Here is a 17,017-nt window from a genome sequence, read left to right on the forward strand (position 1 = left end):
GGCGGGCTTTAGCCCGTCCCAGCGAACGAAGCGAGCGGTTTGAACCAATTGTTAGGTGCCTCATGCAAGCACCGAACTGGCAATGAAGCACAACAAACCTATGGTGATACCTGTTGCCGGGATAAAGAACCAAAAATTGAACGCCAAGACCAAATACGTGATACCCACGGAAATAGCGAGTGTAGGGGCTACCCAATAGGACTGAAAAAGGTCGAACCTATGCACTCCCACCAAAAGAAAACAGAGCCCGAAGAAGGCCGCACCGATGCCGTGACTGATATTGAAGCCGAGCCAGGCACCCCAGAAATCTGCCTTGCGTCCAAACCATGCGGCCAACTGAACTGGAGCATGCTTTAGCGGCTCAATTAGCTTGCGCTCAGTGGGGGCAAAAAAAGTAGGGCGAAAAACATCTACGATGGTGGCAAGTACATGGGCCGCACCCAAGGCTAAATAGATGCTTGAACCGATGATGAGCAGCATTCGCGCTAGTTCTGGATTCTCCATGATGACCTCCGAGGTACCTAACGTTTGGCTAAGGGGCGGGCTTTAGCCCGTCCCAGTGAGCGAAGCGAACGATTTGAACCAGTTGTTAGGCTTGCTCTCGAATAATGTTCCAAGTGCTTCTGTGTTGCACATGATCAAGTACCCCCGGAACCATTTCTTCAAAGGCAGCATGATCCTCCATGATTGCGATGTTAGCGCGAGCAGTCAGGCTCTCGCCGGTCGTTAGGCGGACATTGAGCTTTACTGGGATGGCGCCAGCCTTTACGAAGGGCCGCATGTACCCCCACGAGGCTGAAACAAAAAGTAAGAAACCAGATTGGTATTCTCGTGACTCAATCCGCGCGCCTAAAGTTAGGCTTTCAGGACCTTCTGCGAAATTTGAGAACCAATTTTTCAGAAATTTTGTGATATTTCCTATGTTGTGTCGTACGCGCGAGGGAAGTGTGACGGCATTCAGTGGATGATTGCGGACTGGCCAGCCTTTAAGTCTTTTAACCTTAAGAGTGAAGTCGCGAACAACAATTGGATCTGTTGTTGGATTGTTGATCCCCGCCTCGATAATAAATACAACTCTGGCATTATGGTCGTTACCGTCTACGACTCCCAGTTCTTGCCAGATACAGCGACTGGTAAAAGACTCAACTTCCAGCTTTGGCCTTTTCAGTTTTGTTTTTATAAAGCGAAATGCGCCGAGCCCCCATGCAAGCAAGCCGACAATTATCCACTTCAATATGTCGACGGTTGTGGCATGTGTCTCGATCCATTCAACTAGATTGCTTAAGGCTAATGAGATTTCCATAGCATGCCTAACGATTAAGCTAAGGGGCGGGCTTTAGCCCGTCCCAGTGAGCGAAGCGAACGATTTGAGCGCCTTGTTAGGCGCTGCAGCCCAGTTGTATAGGTGCTATTAAATATCACTCTCGATTTCATGCAAATGACGTAAACCCTCTTTGCGAAATAGATGGCCGATAAAAAATGCGATGATCAGTAGCGCCAGAAGAGTAATGTAGGTACCAATAGTCATCGAGCCAATTATTTTGATTAGAGATACTTCGATGGAAACTCCGTCAAAGGCGCTTTTAAAAATTGCGGCTATAGGAATTACGGTGAGTAAAAGAATTATTCCTTTAAACACCGATACGCCAACATCAATCAGTGTTTTGGCAAATGCTTCTCTTGCTTTAGGGTTTAAATTTTCAGGTTTCATAATCATTCCTTGACTTGGATTACAGGATTTTCGACAAAGTGCCTAACTATTAATTATGCGACATACCAATGTCGCGTTTATCTGTCGCCTAACTTTGCTTATCTGCTGCAGTCCGCCTATATCCAGCACCGCATGTCTCAAGTCGGTAGGATTTGGCGGAGGTTAGGCGACAGTCGGGCCAGTTCTCTTGTCACGATGCCCCCAACCCTATCCACCGCCATCTCCCCCTGTCTAGAAAATTCTCCACCACCATTTCGCACCCATAAAAAAGCGGGCCGTAGCCCGCTTCGATAGTGAGGTGCAGCCGCAGCTTATTTAAGCCATTCAGCAACGCGCTTGGGGTTCTTCGCGATCCAATCTTTGGCGGCGTCTTCCGGTTTGGCGCCGTCACGGATGGCGAGCATCACGGCGCCGACTTCCTCACCGCTCCAGGAGAGTTTCTTCAGGAAGGCAGCGGCTTCTGGGGCTTTGCTGGTGATGCTGGGGTTGGCGACGGTGTCGACGTGTTCGTCATCGCCGAAGACTTTTTTCGGGTCTTCGAGGAAGCGCAGGTTCCATTTGGCGAACATCCAATGCGGAATCCAGCCGGTGACGACGATGGCTTTTTTGTCTTTTTCAGCGCGGGTCAGGGCGGTGGCCATGCCTGGGCCGGAGCTTGGCATCAGTTTGATGTCGGTGATGGCTTCTTCGGCGCGGCGCATAACGCCGGCACCGGCGTCGATGCCGGTGATTTTGCTGTCGAAGTCTTTGGCGTAGGTTTGCAGGTCGGCGATGGTTTTGGCTTGTACGTAGTCAGGCACGATCAGGCCAATTTTTGCGCCGGCGTAGTTGGTGCCGAGCACTTCGACCTTGTCTTTGAGTTTTTCAAAGTATTCGCCGTGGGTGGCGGACAGCCAGGCGGAAAGGGTGGCAGTTCTGCGGGTTACTGGCGCGTTCTTCGTGCGGACCTTGCTGGGTAAACAGGTTGCTGTTGCGGTTGTGTCGCCCGGATGGAGTCCGGGGTCTTGCAGTGTTGGTGAGTCTGTTCCCGGATTTCATCCGGGCTACGTAACTTGGTTATGAGGGTTTGCCTCCAGCCCCTTTCCCCAGCCCTCGGCTTTGGCATCCTGCGCCGCCCTACCTCCTGCATCCATGCAGTCGTCTCCTCAAAGGGGCAGGGGAGCTGATCTGTACCGCGAGGTAAATCGCGGGTGCAGCAAACCAGGCGATGGCCGTGTGGCCTCGCGGTGTGGTGCTTATTAAGGTGCTTTAGCTAACCGCGCCGCCCGCAGGCTGCTGGGGCGGCGCGGTGCGGTTTACATGCCGAGGTATTTCTTTACCGCTGCAAGGCCGTCCTGGCCGTCATAGGTGGTGACGCCGGCCAGCCACTGGTCGAGGATCGCCGGGTTGGCTTTGATCCACTCTTTGGCGACGGTGGTGGGGTTCTGTTTTTCCAGCACTTTTTCCATCAGCTGGCTTTCGATTTCTACGGTGAACTGCAGGTTGTTCAGCAGTTTGCCGACGTTGGCGCAGCGTGCTTCGTAATCTGGCGGTATTACGGTGTAGACCTTGGCGGCGCCGAAGTCTGGGCCGAAGACCTCATCGCCGCCTTCCAGGTAGGTGATGTCGAACTGGGTGTTCATCGGGTGTGGCGCCCAGCCGAGGAATACCGCCGGCTCGTTCTTTCTCACGGCGCGTTGCAGCTGTACCAGCATGCCGGCTTCGCTGGACTCGACAATCTTAAATTCGCCGAGGCCGAACTGGTTGCTTTTGATCATGCCGTCGATCAACAGGTTGCCGTCGTTGCCCGGTTCGATGCCGAAGATCTTGCCGTCCAGCTGGTCTTTGAACTTGGCGATGTCGGCAAAGCTTTTCAGCCCGGCTTCTGCGGCGTAGGTCGGTACGGCGAGGGTGTATTTGGCGCCTTCAAGGTTGGCCTTGGGCAGCACTTTGACGCCGCCATCCTTGGTGAAGGGCTCGATCACGGCGTCCATCGAGGGCGCCCAGTAGCCGAGGAATACGTCGATCTGGCCTTTCTGCACGCCGGTAAAGGCGATGGGCACGGAGGCCATGATTTTGCGGGTCTGGTAGCCCAGGCCTTCGCTGAGGGTCATGGCGACGCCGGTGGTGGCGGCAATGTCGGCCCAGCCGATTTCGGCAAAGCGCACCATCTTGCAACTCTCCGGCTCTTGCGCCCAGGCGCTTTGCAGCATGGCTACGGAGAGCAGGCTGGCGCCTGCGAGCTGTTTAATCGTCTTCATCTGCGATTCCCTGTGATGGTTAAATTTAGATTACTGGCGTTGAAGCTTGCCGCTGAACCAGCTGAACAGACTGCTGCGTTTGGCGGTTTGCGGGGTACCGAAACTTTCGGTGATGCGGTCGAGAATGATCGCCAGCAACACCACGGCCATGCCGCTTTCGAAGCCCAGGCCGATGTCCAGGCGCTGGATGCTCGCCAGTACGTCGTTACCCAGGCCACCAGCGCCGACCATCGAGGCGATGATTACCATCGACAGAGCCATCATGATGGTCTGATTGACCCCGGCCATGATCGACGGCATGGCGTTGGGCAGCTGGACCTTAAACAGTAGCTGACGCTGGGTGCAGCCGAAGGATTGGCCTGCTTCGATGATCTCTTTATTCACCTGGCGGATGCCGAGGTTGGTCAGGCGCACTGCCGGTGGCATGGCGAAGATCACCGTGGCGATGATGCCCGGCACGCGGCCGAGGCCGAAGAGCATGGCGGCGGGAATCAGGTAAACAAACGCCGGCATGGTTTGCATAAAGTCGAGAATCGGCCGGATGGTGGTCGCTACCCGCTCGCTGCGCGCGGCCCAGATACCTAGGGGGATGCCCAGTAGCAGGCTGATCAGCGTGGCGGAGAAGGTCAGGCCGAGGGTCACCACCGTCTGTTCCCAGAAACCGGTAAGTACGATCAGCACAAAGGCCACGGCGGTGAAAATGGCGAACTTGTAGCTGATGCGCCACAGGCTCAGGGCGACGAAGATGGCGATCAGCAGCCAGGCCGGCGGCAGCATCAGCAGCCATTCGATGCCTTCGGAGAAGCCGTTGACCACCGCGCCGATGCTGTCGAAGCCATCGCTGTAGTTGTCCAGCAGGTGCTGGACCACGTCGTTGACCCAGCTACCCAGGTCGAGTTGTTTATCACTCATGGGATTCTCCCTGCAGGCGCGTCAGCAGGCGACCTTTGCTGATGGCACCGCTGTAATGACCGTCGCTGTCTATCACCGGAATCGGCCCTTCGTTGTCCACCAGGCGTTCGATGACCTGATCCAGGGGGGTGTCTTCGGCAAGTGGGTTGATCTGCTTGAGCACGTCCGCGTCGAGCCCGCAACTGGTGCCGCCCTCGACCAGCAGGGCGATCTTCTCCAGGCTGATGGAGCCTTGGAAGTTGTTCTGCTCGTCGACGATAAACGCGTAGTGCTTGTCCAGCGCTTGCAGCTCCTGGCAGACCGTCTGCGCGTCCGGGGCTTTGCCGTTGTGCACATAGATCGGCACGCTGTTGGCCATCAGCTGGCCAGCGGTGAGGTAGCGGTTGGTGTCGACGGTATCGAAGAAGTTGCGCACGTAATCGTTGGCGGGGTTGTCGATCAGCTCTTGCGGGGTGCCGATTTGCACCAGCTTGCCGCCTTCCATGATGCCGATGCGGGTGCCAATGCGCATGGCTTCTTCGATGTCGTGGGAGACGAAGATGATGGTGCGCCGGTCGGTCTTCTGCAGCTCTAGCAGTACGTCCTGCATCTCGCGGCGCTTGAGCGGGTCGAGTGCGGAAAACGCCTCGTCCATGATGATCATTGACGGGTCAACCGCCAGGGCGCGGGCCAGGCCGACGCGCTGTTGCATGCCGCCGGACAGTTCATGCGGCATCTTGTGCGCAAAGGTGTCCAGGCCGACTTGGGTGAGCACCTGCATGGCGCGTTCTTCGCGCACTTTTTTGCTCTTGCCGGCCACTTCCAGGCCGAAGGCGGCGTTGTCCAGCACGCTGCGCGACGGCATCAGGGCGAAGGACTGGAAGACCATGCTCATGTCGCGGCGGCGCAGGTCGATCAGTTCCGCCTTGGGCATCTTGGCGACGTTCTGACCGTCGATGTAGACGTTGCCGGCGCTGGGTTCAACCAGGCGGTTGATCAGGCGAATCAGGGTGGATTTGCCGGAGCCGGAGAGGCCCATCAGCACGAATATTTCACCTTCCTCGACGCTGAAGGACACGTCGCTGACGCCGATAACCGCGCCTTTTTCCGCAAGAATCCGCTCCTTGCTCCAGCCCTGCTTGAGCAGGTCGATGGCTTCTTGTGGCTCTGCGCCGAACACCTTGTAGAGGTTTTCGACGACGATTTTTCCAGAATGCATGGGATGATTCCCCTTCAGTAGACATCCAGATCAGTGCTGCGCAGCCGCGCTTACGCCAGCTGGCGTAGGTACGGTGCTGCCGACTGTTCTTGCCTGTATGGGTTTACTGGGCTCCGGGGTCGGGGCCGTGCCTTGCCGCGCAACACATTCAGGGCGCTCAGGCACAACCGCTGCAACGCGCCAGTTGCCATGTGGGCAATGGACGTAATGGGGGCGTACTGTCGAGTTAACCTTGCTATGCCGTGCTGCAAACCGCGTTCCAAACTCTCTGGCAGTGTTACGGAGTCCCATTCCCTGGGTTTTACACACCTCGACCCGAGGTGCGCGTACATCCGAAATTTCTTGTTGGGCTGGCGCCCATCGCGTTGTGAGCCAGCCCGTTTATATTCTTCGGTCCGGGGCTATGGGCGCCCGGTCTCTCGCCGCCTTAGGCGGCGAGAGCGACGAAATCGGCTGACTCAACGATATAGCCTTCGGCCTGTCGCAATTGTCGGTTTGCGACGCTGACGTGTTGCGCGGCGACAGGCTGTTTAAAAACAATAACAGACTTTTTTGCCCCTCGGCCAAGGCTGCAAGTCACGCCGGTCGTGGTTTGCAGCGTTTGAAATAGCCACAGGCGCGATGGGCAGGGGGCTGCGCTCTGTTCGAAAAAAATGACAAATTAATTTTCACTGGTGAGGTTTTCGGCGGTTTTTATTGATTGACCGTTCAATTTTGTTACGCCTTGCAGCCAGGACGCATGTATTTCCGGATTGGCTTTAAGCCAGGCTTTGGCCTCACGCCGTGGGTTGGTGTTTTTGTTAAGAATGGCGCCCATCAGGTGGCTTTCCATCTCCAGGCTAAAGCGCAGGTTCTTCAGCAGCTGGGTGATATTCGGGCACTGTTCCTCCAGGCCGGCGCGCACGTTGGTGTACACCGTGGCACCGCCGTAATTGGGGCCGAAGAACTCATCGCCACCATCCAGATAGTGCATCTGCAGCTGGTTGTTCATCGGGTGCGGCGCCCAGCCGAGAAACACCACCCATTGCTTGAGGTGTTCAGCGCGTTTGACCTGGGCCAGCATGCCGTTCTCGCTGGACTCCACCAGGCTGAAACTGGCCAGGCCGAAGGCGTTCTTGTCGATCATCTGCTGGATCAGCTTGTTGCCGTCGTTGCCCGGCTCTATGCCGTACAACTTGCCGCCAAGTTCTTTGCTGAAGCCCGCAAGATCGGCGAAATTCTTCACGCCGCCGTCATGCGCCGCCTGATTCACGGCCAGGGTGTATTTGGCACCGATGAGGTTGGCGCCGAGGGTCTTTACCGAGCCGTTGGCGGTGTAGGGCTTTATGTCGTTTTCCATGCTCGGCATCCAGTTGCCGAGGAATACGTCGATCTTGCCATCTTGCATGGCCTTGTAAGTCTCTGGCACGGACAGGCGCTTGACCTGCGTGCGGTAGCCCAGCTCGCTGAACACCTGGCGGGTGACGGCGGTGGTCACGGTGATATCGGTCCAGCCGACATCGGCAAAGCGAATCAGCCCGCACTCGGCCGGCTCGGCAGCCTGGGTCAGCAGGGGTGTGCTAAGAGCAGCGGCCAGCAGGCAGCCGCATATATTCAGTTTCATCAAGCTTTTCCCAGCTCCGGTGACAGGGGGGCGCTTGTGCAAGCGCGCGGTCGGGCCACGGGGCGGGCAGGGCGAGCGCGGCTGGCCGGTCCATAGGCATCGCGATCATGCCGACAGATTTCCTTCGCTGCCTATGCGTGAAGTCGCAATTAGACCGCTGTTGTCGTGAATGGCTGCTGCAGCGCTTAAAAGTGTGAACCCGTAGCCTATTAAATCCGGGGGACCGCGGTGTCTGCTGTTTGTAGGAGCGGTTCATGACCGTGATGTTTTCTGGCTGCGTGTGAATCGCGGGCCATGTTGGGCTTCGCAGGCTCAACCCAACCTACGGAGCGGGCGTGAACCCGGCTGACGGCTTTAGGCATGGGCGGGTCGGTGTGGGGCGACTGTGTGCCGGGGAAATCCTGATGATGGCCCTGCGTGGCGACGGCGAGCACTTTATCTCGCTGGATCGGGTGATCCGCACCATGCGCGACACCGGTGCCGATATGCATGACAAGTACAAGGAAACCTCGCGCGGCGGGTTGGCTGTTAGCGCCGTTGAATGTTAAAGCGCACGCCGAGTTCGCTGTGCGCGATTGTGGTGCGTTGCTGTTCGGTGCAGCGGAAAAGGGCAGCGCAACGCTGCTGAATAGGGCCTGATCGTGGGGCCGTTACCGCGCTGCTTTTACCCTGCGTAGCGGGGTGACAAAGCACCTCTCGGGCAGTGCTACCGAAATGCTCAAGCGCACGTCAGTCGGGCGTTTGCGGTCGTAATCAGAATGCTTCTGTCGCTCCTGCCAACGCCTAGCGGCACTAGCACTGGGCTAGTCCAGATATTTTTAATTGAACGCCCAATCAATTTAGGCACGGCCTTTGCGTTGTGCTGGCTGTCGATCTGGTGTTGTGCAGTCCCAGAACCATAAGAAGAGCCACCCTAAAGAGGGGCTCACTACCGTGCTTTGCTTCGCGTGAGGGTTTACCTGATGTCACAGTTCACTCAAGGGGCACAACCCCAGAGCCGTGCGCCGCAGTCCATCGGCTTTCTCCTGCTCGACAACTTCACCCTGATTTCCCTGGCGTCGGCGGTTGAGCCGCTGCGTATGGCCAATCAGCTGTCCGGCAAGGAGTTGTACCGCTGGCACACCCTCAGCCAGAGCGGCCTGCCACTCTGCGCCAGTGATGGCCTGCAGATCACCCCGGACGCCAGCCTGGCCACTGCGCCGCGCCTGGATGCGGTGATTGTTTGTGGCGGCGTGGACATTCAGCACAGCGTTACCCGTGAGCATGTGCAGTGGCTGCAGGGCCAGGCGCGCCATGGTGCGCAGCTGGGGGCGGTGTGTACCGGTAGTTGGGCGCTGGCCAAGGCCGGGCTGCTCGATGGTTTCGATTGCAGCGTGCATTGGGAATGTCTGGCCTCGATGCAGGAAGCCTTCCCCCGCGCCGGCGTCAGCACCCGCTTGTTCTCGATTGATCGCAACCGCCACACCAGCTCCGGCGGCACCGCGCCGATGGACATGATGTTGCACGTGATCGGCCGCGAGCATGGCCGCGAACTGGCGGCGGCGATTTCCGAGATGTTTATCTACGAACGCATCCGCAACGAGCAGGATCACCAGCGCGTGCCGCTCAAGCATATGCTCGGCACCAACCAGCCGAAGCTGCAGGAAATCGTCGCGCTGATGGAGGCTAACCTGGAAGAGCCCATCGACCTCGATCAGCTGGCGCTGTACGTCGATGTGTCGCGCCGTCAGCTGGAGCGCCTGTTCCAGAAATACCTGCACTGCTCGCCATCACGTTACTACCTCAAGCTGCGCCTGATCCGCGCGCGTCAGCTGCTCAAGCAGACCAGCATGTCGATCATCGAAGTGGCCTCGGTCTGCGGTTTTGTCTCCACGCCGCATTTCTCCAAGTGCTACCGCGAATACTTCGGCATCCCGCCACGCGACGAACGCGCCGGCCAGCAGGGCGGTCATATAGTGGCGCTGCTGCCAATGCCAGAAGACCTGCTGCGCCCCTCGCCATCCGCCGCCATGGCAGCACTAATCCGTGCGCAGGGTGAGTCTACATTTGCCAGTGTCAGGCTTTAAACCACGCTGAATACCCTGTAGGAGCGGGCTTGCCCGCGATCAGCCTTATCGCGGGCAAGCCCGCTCCTACAAAGGCCCATCGCAGTATGTTCTGCGCAAACAAAAACGCCGCACCAGCCTTGAGGTGAATGCGGCGTTTTGTTGCGCGCTGTTGTGTTTGCAGCGGCCTCAATACTCGATAGCCACATCCCCCTGCGGCACGCTGCAGCACGACAGGATATAGCCCTCGGCCACATCTTCGTCGGTGATCCCGCCGTTGTGTTCCATGGTCACTTCGCCGGCGGTTTTCATCACCTTGCAGGTGCCGCAGATGCCCATGCCGCAGGCCTTGGGGATATGCAGGCCGAGCTTGGCGGCGGCGGCATGCACGGTTTCGCCGGGGTCGACGCGGATGCTCTTGCCGGTGCTGGTGAACGCCACCTGATGTTGATCAGCGGCCGGTACTGGGTCGGCCTCGGCGGCTTCGGCGGCCAGTTCTTTGACCTCGGCGCGTACATCCGCCGGCGTCGCGCCAAAGGATTCCTCATGGTAGTGCTGCATATCAAAGCCGTTGCTTTCCAGCAGACGCTTGACTGCACTCATGTAGGGCGTCGGGCCGCAGCAGAAGATTTCCCGCTCCAGGTAATCCGGGGCCATTAGCTCCAGCATTTTCTGGTTGAGGTAGCCGCGATAGCCAGCCCAGGCCTCACCCAGGCCGTGCTTCTCGCAAATCACGTGCAGGCTGAAGTTGTTGATCCGCGCGGCCATATGTTCCAGCTCGCGGTGGTAGATGATGTCCTTCGGCGAGCGCGCGCTATGCACGAAGACCATGTCGATATTGGCATTGGTGTCGTAGAACCAGCGCGCCATCGACATCACCGGAGTAATGCCGACGCCGCCGCTGAGGTAGAGCACTTTGTCGGCGGGAAAGTCCATGGCATTGAATAAGCCGACCGGGCCGTGCACCGGCAGCTCCTGGCCTTCTTGCAGGTTGTCGTGCAGCCAGTTGGAAACCTTACCGCCCGGCACCCGTTTGATGGTGATGGAGAAGCTGTAGGGCACCGAGGGCGAGCTGGAAATGGTGTAGGAGCGCATCACCGGCTGGCTGTCGATCTCCAGCTCCAGGGTGACGAACTGCCCCGGCTTGAAGAAGTACAGCACCGGCTGATCGGCCATAAAGCAGAAGGTGCGCACGTCCCAGGTTTCCTGGATGACTTTGACGCAGCGCACCATATGCCGACCGTTGCTCCAGGTCTGGGTGGTAACCGGGTTGAGGAAGTCGTTCGTCGTCATGGACGTCTCCGCGCGGCCGGGCATCGGCCTTGTATAGGGCCGATTGTGCGTACTGGCCGGCACGCTCATTTACCTGCCAGCGACATTTGCATGCTTATCGCGACCTGCCGCGCAGCCCTTGGTTTGCCGCGTCGGAAACGGATGTGACCATGTCGCCCATAGACAAGGTTTGGCCCTCGCTCAGCGCCACACTCGCAGCCAGCCGAAGCAAAAGACACGAGCGCATTCCTCTTTCATCCAGACGCCATCGGCAGGCGCAGAACGGGGCAATAACGCCGCCTGCGTGAGGGTCAGCCGACTCATACCGATTAGCCACTTTTACGGCCGTCGCCATAGCCGACAGCCATTGAGGAGTTACCGATGGACGTCACTTCCACCCTGAGCCTGGGCGACCCACTGGAGCCCGCACGCAAGGCCACCGCCGAAATGCTGCACAGCCGCGAGCGCACCTTCTCGTTGCCGCAGCCGTTCTACAACGACGACCGCCTGTTCAAGATCGACATGCAGGAGATCTTCCACAAGGAATGGCTGATCGCCGGCATGACCTGCGAAATACCGGCCAAGGGTAATTACCTGACCCTGCAGCTCGGCGACAACCCGATCATGGTGATTCGCGGCGCCGATGGCGTGGTGCATGCCTTCCACAACGTCTGCCGCCATCGCGGCTCGCGCCTGTGCACCAGCGACAAGGGCAAGGTGGCCAAGCTTGTGTGCCCCTATCACCAGTGGACCTACGAGCTGGATGGTCGCTTGCTATTCGCCGGCACTGAAATGGGTGCGGATTTCGACCTCAAGGACTACAACCTCAAGCCGGTCAACTGCAAGGTGGCGGGCGGCTACATTTTTATTTCCCTGGCCGAGAACCCGCCGGCCATCGACGACTTCCTCAGCACCTTGGCTCATTACATGGAGCCCTATGACATGGAAAACACCAAGGTGGCGGTGCAGACCACCTTGATGGAAAAGGCCAACTGGAAGCTGGTGCTGGAGAACAACCGCGAGTGCTACCACTGCAACGGTTCGCACCCGGAGCTACTCAATACCCTGCTGGAGTGGGACGACGTCACCGACCCGCGCGCTAACCAGGCGTTCAAGGATCAGGTGGCCGAGTGCACGGGCCGTTGGGACAAGGACAACATCCCCTACGCCCACGCCAGCTTCGGTTTGCGCAACCGCATCGTGCGCATGCCGCTGCTCAAAGGCACCGTATCGATGACCATGGACGGCAAGCAGGGGTGCAAAAAGCTGATGGGCCGCATCACCGATCCGGACCTGGGCTCGATGCGTATCCTCCATCTGCCGCATTCGTGGAACCACTGCATGGGCGATCACATGATCGTCTTCACCGTATGGCCAATCAGCGCCCAAGAAACCATGGTCACCACCAAATGGCTGGTGCACAAGGATGCCGTGGAAGGCGTGGATTACGACGTGGCGCGTCTGCGCCAGGTGTGGGACGCGACCAACGACCAGGACCGTCGCCTGGCCGAAGAAAACCAACGCGGCATCAACTCCACCGCCTACCAGCCCGGCCCGTATTCGAAGACCTACGAGTTTGGCGTGGTCAATTTTGTCGACTGGTACAGCGAGCGCATGCTGAACAACCTCGGCGCGGCACCAGCGCCGTATTTGCGCCAGGTTGGCGCGGAGTAAAGCTGTATATGACGTTTGGCCTATGGCTGCTGTTCTGCCTGACCACTTACGGTCTGCTGGCCGCGCGGCGCAGGCCAATGTCTTCAGCAACACACTGAGACCCACCTCAAGGGTCACCTTGGCCTCTGCCGGAGCCCCTTCTGGCAGGAGTTTTTTATGGGGTTGGTTGCAGGTTGGTGAGTTCTGTAGCCCGGATGCATGCCTAATCGGACACTTATCCGGCCGCGACGCGGCTTTGACGCTTTCGGCAATACCCCGGTCGTTTTTGCACCGGGTCGAATGCCCCCCCGGCTATATGCTCAATCCACAGCGCCAACAACGGGTTTGGCGACACCGCTAACGGGCATGCCCGCTTCCCTCATCCGGCGCTTCGCGCCACCTTCTCCCGCAGGGACAAGGGCATCAGGAAGGCGTCGCTGCGCGACTTTCACTTTAAAGAGGGGACTGCCTGATGAGCCCAGCCGAATTACACGCCGACAGCATCGTTATTGATGGGCTGATTATCGCCAAGTGGAACCGCGAACTGTTCGAGGACATGCGCAAAGGCGGCCTGACAGCGGCCAACTGCACGGTGTCGGTGTGGGAGGGTTTTCAGGCCACGGTGAACAACATCGTCGCCAGCCAGAAGTTGATCCGTGAGAACAGTGACCTGGTGATGCCGGTGCGCACTACCGCCGACATCCGTAAGGCCAAGGCGCAGGGCAAGACCGGCATCCTCTTTGGCTTCCAGAACGCCCATGCGTTCGAGGACCAGATCGGCTATGTCGAGGTGTTCAAGCAGCTCGGCGTGGGCATCGTGCAGCTGTGCTACAACACCCAGAACCTGGTCGGCACCGGTTGCTACGAGCGTGACGGCGGGCTGTCCGGTTTTGGTCGCGAGATCGTTGCCGAGATGAACCGCGTCGGCATTATGTGCGACCTCTCCCACGTCGGCAGCAAGACCTCGGAAGAGGTGATCCTTGAATCGAAAAAGCCGGTCACCTATTCCCACTGTCTGCCTTCTGGATTGAAAGAGCACCCGCGTAACAAGTCCGATGCCGAGCTGAAATTTATCGCCGATCACGGCGGCTTTGTCGGCGTGACCATGTTCGCGCCGTTCCTGGCCAAGGGCATCGACTCGACCATCGACGATTACGCCGAAGCCATCGAGTACGTGATGAATATCGTCGGCGAAGACGCCATCGGCATCGGCACCGACTTCACCCAGGGCCACGGCCAGGACTTCTTCGAGTACCTGACCCACGACAAGGGCTACGCCCGTCGCCTGACCAGCTTCGGCAAGATCATCAACCCGCTGGGCATCCGCACCGTCGGCGAATTCCCCAACCTCACCGAAACCCTGCTCAAACGCGGCCACCCCGAGCGCGTGGTGCGCAAGATCATGGGCGATAACTGGGTGAGGGTTCTCGCAGACGTCTGGGGCGAATAATCAATACCTCGCCGGCCCTGCGGACCGGTTGGTGGGTTACGCCTTCGGCTAACCCACCCTACGCCAAACGCGCCAAACACCTTCGTAGGAGGGGTTGAGCGCTGCGATACCCATCAAGCAATACCACACCGAATTCTGGAGCACTGAACACATGGCCACCCACGCACCCGAAATGCCCATCCAGGTCGACGACGAAACCGGCGTCTGGACCACCGATGCGCTGCCGATGCTCTATGTGCCGCGGCATTTCTTCGTCAACAACCACATGGGTATCGAGGAAGTACTGGGCGCTGAGGCCTATGCCGAGATCCTCTACAAGGCCGGCTACAAATCCGCCTGGCACTGGTGCGAGAAGGAAGCCGAGTGCCATGGCTTGTCTGGCGTGGCGGTATTCGAGCATTACATGAAGCGCCTGTCGCAACGCGGCTGGGGGCTGTTCGAGATCGAGTCCATTGATCTGGCCGCTGGCACCGCGTCGGTGAAGCTCAAGCACTCGGCCTTCGTTTACGTCTACGGCAAGTGCGGGCGCAAGGTCGACTACATGTTCACCGGCTGGTTTGCCGGCGCCATGGACCAGATTCTCCAGGCCCAGGGCAGCACTCTGCGCGCCGTGGCCGAGCAGGTCTATGGCGGCTCCGAAGAAGGCCACGACGATGGCCTGTTCACTGTCAAACCTCTTTGATTTGTAGGAGCGGGCCATGCCCGCGAATCGCGGCCATGGGCCGCTCCTACGACTACTCGCCGATCTTGTGAGGATGCCGTAATGGCTTTTGAAGCAATGTTTCAGCCGATTCAAATCGGCAAACTGACCATCCGCAACCGCGTGCTCAGCACCGCGCACGCCGAGGTCTATGCCACCGACGGCGGCATGACCACCGAGCGCTATATCAAGTATTACGAAGAGAAGGCCAAGGGCGGCATCGGCCTGGCGATCTGCGGCGGCTCCTCGGTGGTGGCCATCGACAGCCCGCAGCAGTGGTGGAGCTCGGTCAACCTGTCCACCGACCGCATCATCCCGCACTTCCAGAATCTCGCCGACGCCATGCACAAGCACGGCGCGAAGATCATGATCCAGATTACCCACATGGGCCGTCGCTCGCGCTGGGATGGCTTCCACTGGCCAACCTTGATGTCGCCGTCCGGCATTCGCGAGCCGGTGCACCGCGCCACCTGCAAGACCATCGAGGTCGAGGAAATCTGGCGGGTGATCGGCAACTATGCCAAGGCCGCGCGCCGCGCCAAAGAAGGCGGGCTGGACGGCGTCGAGCTGTCCGCCGTGCACCAACATATGATCGACCAGTTCTGGTCGCCACGGGTCAACAAGCGCACCGACGAGTGGGGCGGCACCTTCGAGGGGCGGATGAAGTTCGGCCTGGAAGTGCTTAAGGCGGTACGTGCCGAGGTCGGCGACGACTTCTGCGTGGGCATGCGTATCTGCGGTGACGAATTCCACCCGGACGGCCTGTCCCACGAGGATATGAAGCAGATCGCCAAGTACTACGACGACACCGGCATGATCGACTTTATCGGCGTCGTCGGCTCAGGTTGCGACACCCACAACACCCTGGCCAACGTCATCCCCAACATGAGCTACCCGCCGGAGCCGTTTCTGCACCTGGCCGCCGGCATCAAGGAAGTGGTCAAGGCCCCGGTGCTGCACGCGCAGAACATCAAGGACCCGAACCAGGCCACGCGCATCCTCGAAGGCGGCTATGTCGACATGGTCGGCATGACCCGCGCGCATATCGCCGACCCGCACCTGATCGCCAAGATCAAGATGGGCCAGGTCGACCAGATCAAGCAGTGCGTCGGCGCCAACTATTGCATCGACCGTCAGTACCAGGGCTTGGATGTGCTGTGCATCCAGAACGCCGCCACCAGCCGCGAATATATGGGCCTGCCGCATATCATCGAGAAAACCAGCGGGCCGAAGCGCAAGGTGGTGATCGTCGGTGGCGGCCCGGCCGGGATGGAAGCCGCACGGGTGGCCGCCGAGCGTGGCCACGGCGTGACGCTATTTGAAAAGAAGGATGCCCTCGGTGGGCAGATCAGCCTGGCCGCCAAGGCCCCGCAACGTGACCAGATGGCCGGCATCACCCGCTGGTTCCAGCTGGAGCTGGCGCGCCTGAATATCGACCTGCGCCTGGGTACCGGTGCGGATGCCGAGACCATCATGGACCTGCGTCCGGATATCGTGGTGCTGGCCAACGGCGGCCATCCGTTTATCGAGCAGAACGAACACTGGGGCGCGGCTGAAGGCCTGGTGGTGAGCAGCTGGGACATCCTCGACGGCACGGTCGCACCCGGTAACAACGTGCTGGTGTACGACACCATCTGCGAATTCACCGGCATGTCGGTGGCCGACTTTATCGCCGAGAAAGGCGCGAGGGTGGAGATCGTCACCGACGACATCAAGCCGGGCGTGGCCATCGGCGGCACCAGCTTCCCCACCTATTACCGCAGCCTGTACCCGAAAGAAGTGATCATGACCGGCGACCTGATGCTGGAAAAGGTCTACCGCGAAGGCGACAAACTGGTGGCGGTGCTGGAGAACGAATACACCGGCGCGAAAGAGGAGCGGGTGGTCGACCAAGTGGTGGTGGAAAACGGCGTGCGTCCTGACGAGCGCCTGTACTACGCCCTCAAGGACGGCTCGCGCAACAAGGGGCAGATCGACGTGGAAGCGCTGTTCGCCATTCAGCCGCAGCCGTGTTTAACCGAGGCGGGCGACGGCTATCTGCTGTTCCGTATCGGCGACTGCGTGGCCCAGCGCAATACCCACGCGGCGATCTATGACGCGTTGCGCTTGTGCAAGGACTTTTAAGGCTGATTTTTGTAGGAGCAGCCTTGGCCGCGATCACATTCGTAGGATGGGTTGAGCCTGGCGATACCCATCAGCGTCACCGAGACAGCATGGGTATCGCTGCGCTCAA

The 17,017-nt window shown here is 59.1% G+C and carries 14 protein-coding genes and 1 pseudogene; 6 read left to right on the plus strand and 9 right to left on the minus strand.

All coding sequences use genetic code 11. The features are described 5' to 3' along the window. Positions 1–60 precede the first annotated feature (60 nt). From AC0T4W_RS01505 to choX, 8 genes and pseudogenes are all read right to left on the minus strand, one after another. Positions 61–504 (minus strand): LIC_13387 family protein, encoded by a 444-nt coding sequence (locus tag AC0T4W_RS01505; RefSeq protein ID WP_476315224.1) that lies wholly within the window; start codon positions 502–504, stop codon positions 61–63. An 85-nt stretch (positions 505–589) separates the two neighbouring features. Next, the gene (locus tag AC0T4W_RS01510) at positions 590–1,303 is read right to left on the minus strand and encodes a hypothetical protein (protein ID WP_476315227.1); all 714 of its coding nucleotides are present in this window, start codon (positions 1,301–1,303) and stop codon (positions 590–592) included. Positions 1,304–1,411: 108 nt separating this feature from the next. Then, positions 1,412–1,711, minus strand: coding sequence for a hypothetical protein (locus AC0T4W_RS01515; protein ID WP_476315230.1), 300 nt, complete (start codon positions 1,709–1,711; stop codon positions 1,412–1,414). A gap of 311 nt (positions 1,712–2,022) precedes the next feature. After that, a pseudogene (locus AC0T4W_RS01520) lies at positions 2,023–2,622 on the minus strand (glycine betaine ABC transporter substrate-binding protein); the annotation flags it as partial. A gap of 384 nt (positions 2,623–3,006) precedes the next feature. Then, positions 3,007–3,951, minus strand: coding sequence for a choline ABC transporter substrate-binding protein (locus tag AC0T4W_RS01525; RefSeq protein ID WP_476315233.1), 945 nt, complete (start codon positions 3,949–3,951; stop codon positions 3,007–3,009). 30 nt (positions 3,952–3,981) lie between these two features. Next, positions 3,982–4,863 carry an ABC transporter permease gene (locus AC0T4W_RS01530; RefSeq protein ID WP_476315236.1) on the minus strand — a complete coding sequence of 294 codons (882 nt, stop codon included), beginning with the start codon at positions 4,861–4,863 and terminating at the stop codon, positions 3,982–3,984. Continuing rightward, positions 4,856–6,061: a quaternary amine ABC transporter ATP-binding protein gene (locus AC0T4W_RS01535; RefSeq protein WP_476315239.1), complete on the minus strand. Its 1,206-nt coding sequence runs from the start codon at positions 6,059–6,061 to the stop codon at positions 4,856–4,858. Before AC0T4W_RS01535 ends, AC0T4W_RS01530 begins: the two co-directional genes overlap by 8 nt. A 661-nt stretch (positions 6,062–6,722) precedes the next feature. Beyond that, positions 6,723–7,664, minus strand: a complete 942-nt coding sequence (gene choX / locus AC0T4W_RS01540) for a choline ABC transporter substrate-binding protein (protein ID WP_476315242.1) — start codon at positions 7,662–7,664, stop codon at positions 6,723–6,725. 335 nt (positions 7,665–7,999) lie between these two features. Here choX and AC0T4W_RS01545 point away from each other — a divergent pair, with 335 nt between their 5' ends. Both AC0T4W_RS01545 and gbdR read left to right on the plus strand, forming a co-directional pair. Beyond that, entirely contained in the window at positions 8,000–8,212 is a 213-nt protein-coding gene (locus AC0T4W_RS01545) for an L-serine ammonia-lyase, iron-sulfur-dependent, subunit alpha (protein WP_476315245.1), read from the plus strand. Positions 8,213–8,626: 414 nt separating this feature from the next. Further along, positions 8,627–9,730 carry a choline metabolism transcriptional regulator GbdR gene (gbdR, locus tag AC0T4W_RS01550; protein ID WP_476315248.1) on the plus strand — a complete coding sequence of 368 codons (1,104 nt, stop codon included), beginning with the start codon at positions 8,627–8,629 and terminating at the stop codon, positions 9,728–9,730. A 168-nt stretch (positions 9,731–9,898) separates the two neighbouring features. Here the strand turns inward: gbdR and gbcB are convergent, their stop codons facing one another. Next, a complete protein-coding gene (gene gbcB, locus AC0T4W_RS01555; RefSeq protein ID WP_476315251.1) occupies positions 9,899–11,002 on the minus strand; it encodes a glycine-betaine demethylase subunit GbcB in 1,104 nt (367 codons plus the stop codon). Between the two features lie 360 nt (positions 11,003–11,362). On the opposite strand from gbcB, the gene gbcA reads away from it, so the two are divergent. The 4 genes from gbcA to dgcA all read left to right on the plus strand — a co-directional run bounded on the left by gbcA (position 11,363) and on the right by dgcA (position 16,908). Then, positions 11,363–12,655 (plus strand): glycine-betaine demethylase subunit GbcA, encoded by a 1,293-nt coding sequence (gene gbcA, locus AC0T4W_RS01560; RefSeq protein WP_476315254.1) that lies wholly within the window; start codon positions 11,363–11,365, stop codon positions 12,653–12,655. 451 nt (positions 12,656–13,106) lie between these two features. After that, a complete protein-coding gene (locus AC0T4W_RS01565) occupies positions 13,107–14,084 on the plus strand; it encodes a dipeptidase (protein ID WP_476315257.1) in 978 nt (325 codons plus the stop codon). A gap of 151 nt (positions 14,085–14,235) precedes the next feature. Further along, positions 14,236–14,766, plus strand: coding sequence for a DUF5943 domain-containing protein (locus AC0T4W_RS01570; protein WP_476315260.1), 531 nt, complete (start codon positions 14,236–14,238; stop codon positions 14,764–14,766). Positions 14,767–14,847: 81 nt separating this feature from the next. Continuing rightward, complete coding sequence (dgcA, locus tag AC0T4W_RS01575) at positions 14,848–16,908, plus strand: dimethylglycine demethylation protein DgcA (RefSeq protein WP_476315263.1); 2,061 nt, start codon at positions 14,848–14,850, stop codon at positions 16,906–16,908. The last annotated feature ends 109 nt before the right edge of the window (positions 16,909–17,017 follow it).

It is taken from the genome of Pseudomonas sp. C7.1, assembly GCF_056312395.1.